Raw genomic sequence first — 11,732 nt, 5'->3', positions numbered from 1 at the left:
CCGGCTGCAGACGGCATAGATCGGAGATGACCACCGAAAGCTACCGCCCGCGCCGCTCGGTGCTTTACGTCCCGGCTTCGAACGACAAGGCGCTGGCCAAGATCCAATCGCTGGCCTGCGATACCGTCGTCATCGATCTCGAGGACGCCGTCGCCCCGGCCGACAAGCCTTCCGCGCGCGAAAAGCTGGCGGCGATTTTCGCCGGCCATTCCAACCGGCGCTGCGAGATGGTGGTGCGCATCAATGCGCTGTCGAGCGAATGGGGCGCCGACGATCTGCCGGCCGCGGCAAAATGCACGCCCGACGCCATCCTGCTGCCCAAGGTCGACACGCCGCGCGACATCCTCGAGGCCGGCGACGTGCTCGACGACAATTTTATCGCGGACGAGGTCAAGCTGTGGGCGATGATCGAGACGCCCAAGGCGCTGCTCAATATCGGGCCGATCGCCGAGCTCGGCCGCGACCCAGCCTCTCGCCTGGTTTGTTTCGTTGCCGGAACGAACGACCTGATCAAGGACACCGGCATTCTCGCCACGCCCGATCGGCGCTATCTCGTGCCATGGCTGATGCAAATGGTGCTCGCGGCGCGTGCCGGCGGCCTCGACCTGCTCGATGGCGTCTTCAATGATTTTCGCGATATGGACGGGTTTGCGCGCGAGTGCACGGAAGCGGCCGCCATGGGTTTTGACGGCAAGTCGCTGATCCACCCAGCTCAGATCGAAGCCGCGAACCGCGCCTTTGCACCGTCGCCCGAAGCAATAGCCGAGGCGCGCGCGGTCAAGGATGCCTTCGCGCTCGCCGAAAATACCGGTAGGGCGGTAGTTGCGCTGAACGGCAAGATGGTCGAGCGGCTGCATCTGGCGCAGGCCGAAAAACTGCTGGCGAAGGCCACCGCTGTTCGCGCATGACTAACGTAACTGACGACAGGATTGAAGAATGAAACTCTACCGCTTTCTGTCCGGCCCGGACGATGCCAGCTTCTGCCACAAGGTGACGGCGGCGTTGAACAAGGGCTGGCACCTGTTCGGCTCGCCGACCTATGCCTATGACCAGGAAGCCAAGACCATGCGCTGCGGCCAGGCCGTGGTGAAGGACATCGAGGGCCAGGAATACGGGCCCGACACCAAGCTCAGCGACTGGTAGGCTTTGCAAAAGCGCCGAGGGTGTGTTGAGATTCAGGTCAGGCCGCGCCGGAGTCGAAAACGGGCGCGAAGCGACCAGACTGGGTGGTTTCCGAGAACCGGAGCGGAGCGTACTTTTGGGGACGTGAGCACCGGAAGCGCGGGAAGCCGCCGTTCGCAGGCCGGCATCACCTGAATATCAGCACATCCTACTCCGCTGCCTCTTCGATCTTCTCCATATCGTCGTCCGACAGGCCGAAATGGTGGCCGATCTCGTGGATCAGCACATGGGTGACGATGTCGCCCAGCGTTTCCTCGTTCTCGGCCCAGTAGTCGAGGATGGCGCGACGATAGAGCGTGATGCGGTTCGGCCCCTCGCCGGTCTGCGGATTCCAGCGCTCGGCGATGCCGCGCCCCTCGAACAGCCCCAATAGGTCGAAGGGCGTTTCCAGCGAAAGGTCGTCCATGATCTCGTCGGTCGGGAATTCGGCGATCTGAATGACGATCTCGCCGGTCAACTTGCGAAAGTCCTCCGGCAGATGGGCATAGGCCTCCAGCGCCAGGAGCTCGATTTCCTCCATCGTTGGCGAAAGCTGGTCGTGCCAGATGCGTGTTTGGTAGATGCGAGCCATGCTTTGTCCTTTGATCCCGGCATATAGGCTTTCAGGCCGGACTCGGCAAATGGAGGGGGTGTCACCTGTGCCTCAAGATCACAAGGAGGAATAATTCTCATTAAGGGATGGTATCGTGCTGATTTAGATTCCGAGTCGCGCAATCAAGGTAGTGGCAAGCCGCTACCGCCGGTGGAGCCTCTTCAACATGCTGGAACTAAATACCGCAAAGTTCTTCGACACCATCCAAGAGGTGCAGCGCGTCAGAACGTTTATTGAAACCGTCTTTGACGATGCGGGCAAAACCACCGAGGTTACGACAGCGAGAGACAACCTGCGGTCCAGTTTCGAAGAATTGACCGCAGCGACGACATTCATAGGTGCAGAAGTCGCAGCTATGGCGGCATCTAGGATGGCCGCTAGGCTCGCTGATGCTAATGAAAAGATAATGATGGACGAAATCGGGAGATGCATTTCAGACGTGCAGAGCCGCCTGCGAGATGAGTGTCAGCTCCTTTCGTTTATGATTCTAAATCGCAACCAAAAAACCTTGTTCCAGCCCGCGAATAAGTTAGTGGATGATTGGGATATAAATAGAATTTTCCATGACGCAGCGCGTGAGTTAGAGGAAGCTTGCAAATGTTTGGCTCTGCAAAGGCCTACTGCAGCCGTTTTCCACGCAATGAGGATGCTTGAAGTCGGCATAAGGAAGCTTGCAGATTTGCTTGATTTGCCCGATCAGACCAAACCTGGTGAGCGCAATTGGGGCACGATGCTAAAGACAATCAAAAGTCAAATTGAAGAAAAGTACCCTGCAAGAATGCCTAATTCCGAAGGAGCATCATTTGAAAGAATGTTTGCGTCCCTGGACGCTGTCAAGAATCCATGGCGAAATGGCACAATGCATGTCGAGTCATTTTATACCGACTCTGAAGCGCTACATATCGTGAGGTGTGTCGCATACTTCATGCAAACATTGGGGGTTCATTGTGCGCCCAATGAAGTAAGCATGCCGGAGCCAGACGGAGGTTTGGCTGAATAGGATAAATCTGCTCTGCTTCGTGGTTTCGCACCTCGTTTTGAACCGGCTATTTTGCCGGTGCGTTTGCCCAGCGCATCGCCCACAATAATAAGAAGCAGGCTAACCACGCGAGCGACGCCACTGCTAGCAGCCAAGCCACGTCCCTAGCCATGCGGCCGTATCGCTGCGAATACATGCCATCGATGGTTTGCTTGAAGTACCCGCTGGCTACCGAAAAGTCTGCGTCACTCAGGCCCGCCGCATTGCAAAAATAGACCTCGCGATACGTCAAACCCAAAGGCCTCCCTGGAAACTTTGCAAGTGCTTCTAGGCCGCATCGCTCGTCGTATCTCTTCAGTTCATAATTCGTGCCTGATCCGATGACGGGCAAAAACTCCATTACCATGATCGCTTTTCCAGTAGGCGATTGAATGTCGATCCCAGCGTCGGCACCTTGCGTATATCCGTACCAATTCTTTGGCGGGAAGTAGTCAATTGAAAAATACCAGAACCCAAGTGCGGCGGCATTGAACGCGATAAATAACAATAAGAACCAACGGCTCGATCGCGTCTTCCACATGTTCACCCCCATTGCACGTCGCACAATTGCCCGTCTTCAAGCGCGGCACAAGCGGGGGACCCCGCGTTCGCCTTATGGATTGGGAAGAGACACGTGACCGCATTCTTTGTGCGATACCGGCGTTGAGCAAGCGCACGATATCAAGGTGTGTGCTCAGGGCAGGAATAAATTCCCCATGACTCTGCTTGACTCTTCGGGCGTCCTCTGGAATCTATATGGAACATAACAGGAACAATTGTGAGTGGAAGCTGACCGTCATGGCGACAAGCGCCGTGGCGCGGGAGACTGTTTTTGCCCTGCGCCGCCAGATCGCGAAGATCGAAGGGACCTTGCCCGAGCGCCTGGAGGCGCCGGCCAGTTCGTCGTTTGACGCGGATGTCCCTCGTCAGAGTCTGACACCCTCTCGGCATCCGACACCCGCTCGGAATCTGACCATTGTCCGGCGCGGCCTCGCCGTGGCGCCGCCCGATGCGTTTTTGCGCACCGGCGCCGAGCGCCTCGATGCTGCGCTGAGCGGCGGCCTGCCGAAGGCGGCGGTGAGCGAGTTTCATGGCGCCGCGACCCGCGATGCCGGGGCCGTTGCCGGTTTTGCCTTGTCGCTCGTCAGCCTGATCCTCAGCCAGGGACCGCGATTGCCGGTGCTGTGGATCGGCACATCCGAGGTTTTCCGCGAGGCCGGCTTTCCCTATGCCAGGGGGCTTCACGCCTTCTTCGGCATCGAGCCGAAGCAATTGCTGTTTTCCGAGGCGCCAAGGCTGCTCGATGCGCTGTGGATCGCCGAGGAGGCTGCCCGGATGACGGCGCTGGCCGCCGTCATCCTCGAAATCCGCGGCAGCCCGCAGCGGCTTGACCTCACCGCGACGCGGCGGCTGCACGCCCGCGCGCAGAGTGCGGGCCGGCCGCTGTTCCTGCTGCGCCAGGCCGGCGAGCCCGAACCGACGGCAGCGCCCGTCCGCCTCATCCTGTCGGCGGCACCGGCGGCAACGCGTAAGACGCTTGCCGGGCCGCTCGCCGGCTCGATCGGCCGGCCCGCCTTCACCGTCGCCATCGGCAAGAGCCGCACGGCCTTGCCCGGAAAATTCACACTGGAGTGGAACCCCGATGAACGCATATTCGAAGAAAGACGGGGCGAGCAAGGAAGGTCTCAGGAATGGCCCCCAGAACGGCCAAAGAATCCTATCCCTGTGGTTTCCGCATCTCGCCGCCGAGAGGATCCTGCGGCAGCGTCTGGGGCGGTCCTGGCGTTCCCGGCCGTCGGATCACCTGCCGCTGGTGATCAGCCATCGCCAAGGGAACACCCAGCGCATCGCCGCCCTCGACGAACGGGCTGAGGCGCTTAATCTGAAGCGCGGCATGGGCATAGCCGACGCACGCGCCATGCATCCCTCGATCGACATCGTGGAGGCCGATCCGGAGGCCGACCGGCGCCTGCTCGAAGGCCTCGCCGACTGGTGCGACCGCTATACCCCGCTGGTGGCGCTTGACGGGACCGACGGCCTCTATCTCGACGTCACCGGCTGCACCCATCTTTTCGGCGGCGAACGCTCGATGCTGGACGATATCCTGTCGCGTTTTTTCCATCAGGGCTTCGATGTCCGCGCCGGGCTTGCCGCCACGCCTGGTGCTGCCTGGGCGGCGGCGCGGTTTGCCGGTGACCGCATCGTGCCCGATGGCGAGGAGGAAGCGCTTCTCGTGCCCTTGCCGCTGGCGGCGCTGCGCATCGACCCGGAGGTACGCGCCAGCCTCGAAAGCGTCGGCCTGCGCACGGCGGGCGCCGTCATGGCGGCACCGCGCGCGCCGCTGGCCCGCCGCTTCGGCGCATCGCTGCTCTTGCGCCTCGACCAGGCGCTTGGCCGCCTCGAGGAGGCCGTGTCGCCGCGCCTGCCGGTGGCACCGCTTTCGGTCGAGCGTCACCTTGCCGAGCCGATCATGCTGACCGAAGACATCGAGCGGCTGACCGGCATGCTGGCGACCACCTTGAAGAGCGACCTCGAGCGTCGCGGCGAGGGCGCAAGGCGGCTGGCGCTGCTGCTTTTCCGCGTCGATGGCGGCGTCAGCCGCATCGCCGTCGGCACCTCGCGGCCCTTGCGTGAGCCGCTGCTGATCCAGAAATTGTTCCACGAACGGCTTGCCGCGCTCGAACAGGATATCGACGCCGGCTATGGCTTCGATCTCGTGCGCCTCTCGGTGCTGACCGCCGCCGCCTTCGATATGCAGCAGGCCGACCTTGCCGGCGAAACGAGCGACGACGGCGCCGATATCGCGCTTTTTGCCGACCGCATTCGCGCCCGGCTCGGCGAAGGCGCGGTCTTGAAGCCGGTCGCCGTCGAGAGCCATCTGCCGGAGCGCGCCGTCGCCACCCTCCCCTTCACGGAGGCGCCGCAGAGAAGCTCGCCGCCGAAGCAGCCGGACAAGGTGAAGGATGCTCCCACGACCGTCTTCCAGCCGGAACGGCCGATCCGGCTTTTCCGTTCGCCCGAGCCGATCGAGGTGCCGGCCACCGAAATGCCGGAAGGCCCGCCTTTGAACTTCCGCTGGCGGCGCGCGCTCTACCGGGGCGCGCGCGCCGAAGGGCCGGAGCGCATCGCGCCGGAATGGTGGCGAGGGGCGCCGGGACGAGAAGATGAGCCAACCCGGGATTATTTCCGCATCGAGGATGCCGACGGCCGCCGTTACTGGCTCTACCGCCAGGGTCTTTACGGCGCCTCGCTGCCTTCGCCGCGCTGGTTCATGCATGGGATCTTCGCATGAATGCGCTGACGGCCATTCCCTATGCCGAATTCGGCATCCAGTCGAACTTCTCGTTTCTGCGCGGTGCCTCGAAACCGGAGGAGCTGGTGGTCGCGGCAAAATTCCTGGGGTTTTCGGCGATCGGTCTCGCCGACCGCAACACGGTGGCGGGCGTGGTGCGCGCCTGGCAGCAGGCCAAGGTGGAGGGTGCTTCCTATCATCCCGGCTGCCGCCTGGTTTTTTGCGACGGCACGCCGGACATCCTCGCCTACCCGCAGGATCGCAAGGGCTGGGGGCATCTCTGCCGCATGCTGACGCAGGCCAATCTGCGTGACGAGAACGAAAAAGGGGCGACGCTCCTCAAACAGAGCGATCTTCTCGAATGGGGCGATCTCCTGTCGCTCGCCATACTGCCGGATGTGTCGGCGGACGCGGAAACCAGCCTCGCACTCCTTAGCCGGCTCACGGATCGTTTCGGTGAAAACCTGCGGCTTGCGGTTTCGCCGGATTACCGCGGCAACGACCGCTTCCGTATCGAGCAGGCGGCGGCGATGGCGGAGCTGGCCGGCATCCCGTTGATGGCGACCAACGATGTTCTCTACCATACGTCGGAACGGCGCCCGCTGCAGGACGTGCTGACGGCGATCCGCCTCAATGTGCCCGTCGCCGAGGTGGGGCTGGAGCTGGCGGCCAATGCCGAGCGTCACTTAAAGCCGCCGCTGGAGATGGCACGGCTTTTCCGCAGGCATCCGCAAGCGCTGGCGGAAACGCTGCGTTTTGCCGGCGAGCTGACCTTCTCGCTCAGTGACCTGCAATACAACTATCCCGACGAGCCGACGGAATCGGGTCTTGGGCCGCAGGCCGAACTGGAAAGGCTGGCCAAGGAGGGAGCCGCCATCCGCTACCCCTCGGGCGTGCCCGCTTTTGTGACGCAGCGCATCGAGGAGGAGCTCGCTCTGATCGAGCGCCTGAACTACGCGCGCTATTTCCTGACTGTCCACGACATCGTCAAATTCGCCCGCAGCCAGAACATTCTCTGCCAGGGGCGCGGCTCTGCCGCCAACTCGATCATCTGCTTCTGCATTGGCATCACCGAAGTCGGCCCGGACAAGATCGAAACGCTTTTCGAACGCTTCATTTCCGAGGAAAGAAACGAGCCGCCCGACATCGACGTCGATTTCGAGCATGAAAAGCGCGAGGAGGTCATCCAGTACATCTATTCCAAATACAGCACCAAGCGCACCGCGCTGGCCGCCGCCGTCGTCAGCTACCGGGGCCGCTCGGCGATGCGCGAAGTGGCCAAGGCGATGGGCCTGTCGGACGACGTCCGGGGCGCGCTGTCCAGTTCGATCTGGGGCTGGTCGACCTCGGAGCTCGGCGAAAAGGAGACAAAGGCCGGCGGCCTCGATCAGACCGATCCATCGACAAGGCATGTGATCGAATGCGCCAACGAGATCATGGGCTTTCCTCGTCATTTGTCGCAGCATGTCGGCGGTTTCGTCATCACCCGGGACCGGCTCGACGAGATCGTGCCCATCGTCAAGACGGCGATGGACGAGCGCAAGATGGTCGAGTGGGACAAGGACGATCTCGACGCGGTGAAAATCCTTAAAGTGGACGTGCTGGCGCTCGGCATGCTGACCTGTCTGCAGCGCGCTTTCACCCTGCTCCAGGATCATTATCCGCAGGCGCGGGACGAGTACGGCCTGCCCTATGTGCTGGCCACTCTGCCTGCCGAGGACAAGCATGTCTACGACATGATCTGCCGTGCCGACACGATCGGCGTCTTCCAGATCGAATCGCGCGCGCAGATGTCGATGCTGCCGCGGCTGCGGCCGAAAAGCTTTTACGACCTCGTCATCGAGGTGGCGATCGTGCGGCCCGGCCCGATCCAAGGCGACATGGTCCACCCTTATCTGCGCCGCCGGCAAGGCAAGGAAAAACCCGAATATCCCAAGCCGGAACTGGAAAAAATACTCGGCAGGACGCTGGGCGTGCCGCTGTTCCAGGAGCAGGCGATGAAGATCGCCATCGTTGCTGGCGGCTTCAGGCCGGGCGAGGCCGATGAACTGCGCCGCGCCATGGCGACATTCAAGCGCACCGGCACGATCGGCAATTACCGCAAGAGAATGGTCGACGGCATGGTCGCCAAGGGCTACGAAAAAGACTTCGCCGAGCGCTGCTTCAAGCAGATCGAGGGTTTTGGCGAATACGGCTTTCCCGAGAGCCACGCCGCCTCCTTCGCCCTGCTGGTCTATGCCTCCTGCTGGTTCAAGACCTTCTATCCCGACGTGTTCTGCGCCGCGATCCTGAATTCCCAGCCGATGGGGTTTTACCAGCCGGCCCAGCTTGTCCGCGACGCGCATGACCACGGCGTCGAGATCCGCGAGGTCGACGTCAATTTTTCCGGCTGGGATTGCGCCTTGGAGAAATCGCCTTTCGATCCGGATCGTATCCTTGACCGCCATGCCCAGATGCGCGGCGTCATCCGGACCAGCCATGCCGTCCGGCTCGGCTTTCGCCAGGTCAAGGGCCTGTCGAAGGAGCGCATGGAAGCGTTTGTGTCGAGGCGCGGCGCCGGCTATGCATCCGTACGCGACGTCTGGCTGCGCTCGGGCCTCAACGTCGACGAGATCGAAAAACTGGCGCAGGCCGACGCTTTCCGGTCGCTTGGATTGAACCGTCGCGACGCTCTATGGGCGGTCCGCGCGCTCGACGGCAAGAGTGCCGCCGAAAAGCTGCCGCTGTTCGACCAGCCGGCGATCCGCTTGCGCGATCTGGAGCCTGCAACCAGGCTCCCGACAATGCCGCTCGGCGAGCACGTCGTCCACGACTACCGCTCGCTTGGCCTGTCGCTGAAGGCGCACCCGGTCGCCTTCCTGCGTCAAAGGCTGGATCGTTCCGGCGTCACGCCCAATGTGCGGCTCGGCCAGGTGCGGGACGGCCGGCGCGTTTCGGTCGCCGGCCTCGTGCTGGTGCGGCAGCGGCCGGGCAATGGCAAGGCGATTTTCCTGACGCTGGAAGACGAGAATGCGGTCGCCAACATTATTTTCTGGGAAAGGACTTTTGACCGCTTCCGCCCCATCGTCATGGGCGCGCGTCTCATCCGCGTCACCGGCAAGTTGCAATCGGAATCGGACGTCATCCATATCGTCGCCGAGAAGGTCGAGGATCTGACGCCGTGGCTGTCGGTGCTGCTTGAGCAGGCAAGGCCTGCGGACAGACTGTCGAGCAGTGCAGACGAGGCTCAGCCTGGCAGCATCGCGCAAACGGAACTACTGGGAAAGGCAGAGAAGGTCATGCCCAAAGGGCGCAATTTTCAATAGAGGCGCGAAAGATCGCGACGGAGCGGCTCTGAACCGCAGCACTCAGGGCGTTCCACCCAGGCGCGGCGGCGGTGGCATGGCATCATCTATGGTGATGACACGCGCTTCCGATGGCAGCATGATCGGAATGCCGTCCCGCACCGGATAGGCAAGCTTTGCCACCCGCGAGATAAGCTCGCCGCGCTCCGGATCCCAGGCAAGCGGCCCCTTGGTCAGCGGGCAGGCCAAGAGTTCCAGCAGCTTGGGGTCGACAGTCCTGTTCCCGTCACGTCCATCCGCCATTTGGTTTGTCCTTCCACAGGGCAATCGGGTTAAGGTTTCGAGCGCGAACTTCCTTCTCCCCTTGTGGGAGAAGGTGGCCGAGCGAAGTTCGGTCGGATGAGGGGTGTTCCAGCTTGGCACCGACGGCACTCCGTCCAGTACCCCTCAACCGTCTCGGCGCTGCGCGCCGATCCACCTTCTCCCACAAGGGGAGAAGGCAAGAACCTACTGCAAACTCGAACCGAAATCCTCATTGTCGCGCGCCAGCGCCATTTCGGTGATGGCGATCAGGGTCTCGGCGCGTGTCTTCAGATCGGCCGCTTCGAGCAGCGCCTGTTTCTCGGCCGGCCCGTAGGGCGCCATCATCGACAGTGCGTTGACCAGCATGGCGTTTTCGGCGCGGCTGACGCTTTCCCAGTCGGCCTCCAGATCGTTAGCCTGCAGATAGGCGCGAAACGCTTTGAGCAGCGCCGGCCGGTCGATCTCGGCGTCTGCCTGCTCCTCGTCGAGATCGGCGAGAAAGGGTGCCAACCGGCACTGCCGGAAGGGTGTTTTGACCGTGAGCTCCTGTACAATACGGAACCGGCACACGCCCTGCAGCGAAATCAGGTAACGGCCGTCGCCGCTCTCGGACAGCGCAATGATGCGCCCGGCGCAGCCGACATTGCAGAGCTCCGGCTCGCCGTCGGGACGCAGCGCACCGTCAAGGCTGGGCTGGATCATGCCGATCAGCCGCGGCCCGGCGATCGCCTCGTCGACCATCTGCAGATAGCGCGGCTCGAAGATGTTGAGCGGCATGCGGCCTCCCGGCAGCAGCAATGCGCCCTCAAGCGGAAAGATCGGCATGGTCGACGGTAAGTCCGCAGCGAGCCGGTAATGCGCGTTTCCCGCCTGCACCTCAATCCTCCGATCGCTTTGTCAGGAAGCGCACCAAATCCGTCTCCTCCCGGCCGGCACAAGGCGCAACACCGGAAACCTGAAATCGAACGCCATCCGAAAACCTAATCTGGCGCAGCCGCGGCCCACCGCAAGCCCGCGCGACAAAACAGTCTGCGCCGGCTCAGGAAAACAGCAGCGACGACAGTTTGCGCCGTGCCGACAGCGTTGCTTCGTCGGTCATGCCCCATGCCTCGAAGAGCTGCAGCAACTGGGTTCTGGCGCCGTCGTCGTTCCACGAGCGGTCGGCCTTGATGATCGCCAGCAGATTGTCGGCCGCCGCCATGCGATCACCCTTGGCGTTCTGGATCATGGCAAGCTCGAACCGTGCCTGGTGATCCCCGGGATTTTCGGCCAGCCGCCGTTCCAGTTCCGCCGGATTGCCGAGCACTGCTGCTTGCGCGGCGAGCGCCATCTTGGCCCGCAGCGCGGCGAGCTGGGGCGCATCCTTCTTTGCTTCCGGCGCCCGCGCCAGCACCGCCTCGGCACCTTCGGCATCGCCGGCCTCGAACAGCAGGTCGCCCAAGCCAGCGATCGCCTCGATCGTCTCCGGCGCCTGTTCCAGGATGGCATCGTAAATGTCGGCCGCCGTCTGCACGTCCCCGGTGTCGCGCGCTTCGGCGGCCGCGGCCAGCGCCTCGGCAACTTGCGGCGCACCGCCGTTCTTGCCGCCGACCTTCTGGATGAATTGCGTGATCTGGCTCTCGGGAATGGCGCCCATGAAGCCGTCGACCGGCTGGCCGTCCTTGAAGGCAATGACCGCCGGTATCGACTGGATGCCAAGCTGGCCGGCGATCGATGGATGGTCGTCGATATTCATCTTGACCAGCTTGACCTTGCCACCGGCGGCTTTCACCGCCTTCTCCAGCAGCGGCGTCAATTGCTTGCAAGGGCCGCACCACGGCGCCCAGAAATCGACCAGCACCGGCTGGTGACGCGATTCCTGGATCACGTCGGCGGCAAATCCAGCGGTCGTTGTGTCCTTGATTACGTCGGCCGGCGCCTCCGCAAGCGCGACCTTCTCACGCGCGGCATCGGTGCCGCCATATTGCACGGTGGTGGCATACCGGCCGCCATTGCTGCCAAATGGGCCGCCAAAGGGGTTGCTATCACTCATCTCGTCGCCTTTCGGTCGCGCCGCCGGCC

General features: G+C 62.6%; 11 protein-coding genes. 6 read left to right on the top strand and 5 right to left on the bottom strand.

Features of this window, described 5'->3' with window-relative positions:
• Window positions 1-26 precede the first annotated feature (26 nt).
• Window positions 27-908 carry an HpcH/HpaI aldolase/citrate lyase family protein gene (locus NKI67_RS08035; protein WP_023680517.1) on the top strand — a complete coding sequence of 294 codons (882 nt, stop codon included), beginning with the start codon at window positions 27-29 and terminating at the stop codon, window positions 906-908.
• A 28-nt stretch (window positions 909-936) separates the two neighbouring features.
• Complete coding sequence (locus tag NKI67_RS08030; RefSeq protein ID WP_023680516.1) at window positions 937-1,143, top strand: DUF1737 domain-containing protein; 207 nt, start codon at window positions 937-939, stop codon at window positions 1,141-1,143.
• 187 nt (window positions 1,144-1,330) lie between these two features.
• On the opposite strand, the gene NKI67_RS08025 is transcribed toward NKI67_RS08030, so the two are convergent.
• Window positions 1,331-1,753, bottom strand: coding sequence for a metallopeptidase family protein (locus tag NKI67_RS08025; RefSeq protein ID WP_023680515.1), 423 nt, complete (start codon window positions 1,751-1,753; stop codon window positions 1,331-1,333).
• Window positions 1,754-1,940: 187 nt separating this feature from the next.
• On the opposite strand from NKI67_RS08025, the gene NKI67_RS08020 reads away from it, so the two are divergent.
• Window positions 1,941-2,774, top strand: a complete 834-nt coding sequence (locus NKI67_RS08020; RefSeq protein ID WP_156937496.1) for a hypothetical protein — start codon at window positions 1,941-1,943, stop codon at window positions 2,772-2,774.
• Window positions 2,775-2,820: 46 nt separating this feature from the next.
• On the opposite strand, the gene NKI67_RS08015 is transcribed toward NKI67_RS08020, so the two are convergent.
• Window positions 2,821-3,333 carry a hypothetical protein gene (locus NKI67_RS08015; protein ID WP_156937495.1) on the bottom strand — a complete coding sequence of 171 codons (513 nt, stop codon included), beginning with the start codon at window positions 3,331-3,333 and terminating at the stop codon, window positions 2,821-2,823.
• Between the two features lie 257 nt (window positions 3,334-3,590).
• Between NKI67_RS08015 and NKI67_RS08010 the strand changes: the two genes are divergently transcribed.
• The 3 genes from NKI67_RS08010 to NKI67_RS08000 are packed head-to-tail and all read left to right on the top strand — an operon-like array spanning window position 3,591 to window position 9,389.
• Window positions 3,591-4,664, top strand: a complete 1,074-nt coding sequence (locus NKI67_RS08010; protein WP_352644947.1) for an ImuA family protein — start codon at window positions 3,591-3,593, stop codon at window positions 4,662-4,664.
• Window positions 4,606-6,084 carry a Y-family DNA polymerase gene (locus NKI67_RS08005; protein ID WP_352644945.1) on the top strand — a complete coding sequence of 493 codons (1,479 nt, stop codon included), beginning with the start codon at window positions 4,606-4,608 and terminating at the stop codon, window positions 6,082-6,084. Before NKI67_RS08010 ends, NKI67_RS08005 begins: the two co-directional genes overlap by 59 nt.
• A complete protein-coding gene (locus tag NKI67_RS08000) occupies window positions 6,081-9,389 on the top strand; it encodes an error-prone DNA polymerase (protein ID WP_023675987.1) in 3,309 nt (1,102 codons plus the stop codon). Before NKI67_RS08005 ends, NKI67_RS08000 begins: the two co-directional genes overlap by 4 nt.
• Window positions 9,390-9,431: 42 nt before the next feature.
• Here the strand turns inward: NKI67_RS08000 and NKI67_RS07995 are convergent, their stop codons facing one another.
• The 3 genes from NKI67_RS07995 to trxA form a co-directional block, all read right to left on the bottom strand.
• Window positions 9,432-9,671 carry a Trm112 family protein gene (locus NKI67_RS07995; RefSeq protein WP_023675986.1) on the bottom strand — a complete coding sequence of 80 codons (240 nt, stop codon included), beginning with the start codon at window positions 9,669-9,671 and terminating at the stop codon, window positions 9,432-9,434.
• Window positions 9,672-9,875: 204 nt separating this feature from the next.
• Window positions 9,876-10,547 (bottom strand): LON peptidase substrate-binding domain-containing protein, encoded by a 672-nt coding sequence (locus NKI67_RS07990; RefSeq protein ID WP_023675985.1) that lies wholly within the window; start codon window positions 10,545-10,547, stop codon window positions 9,876-9,878.
• A 163-nt stretch (window positions 10,548-10,710) separates the two neighbouring features.
• Entirely contained in the window at window positions 10,711-11,703 is a 993-nt protein-coding gene (gene trxA / locus NKI67_RS07985; RefSeq protein WP_023675984.1) for a thioredoxin, read from the bottom strand.
• Window positions 11,704-11,732 lie beyond the last annotated feature (29 nt).

This window comes from Mesorhizobium sp. M0408 (genome assembly GCF_040321495.1).
GTDB lineage: Bacteria > Pseudomonadota > Alphaproteobacteria > Rhizobiales > Rhizobiaceae > Mesorhizobium.
This window is presented reverse-complemented; position numbering and strand designations above follow the sequence as displayed.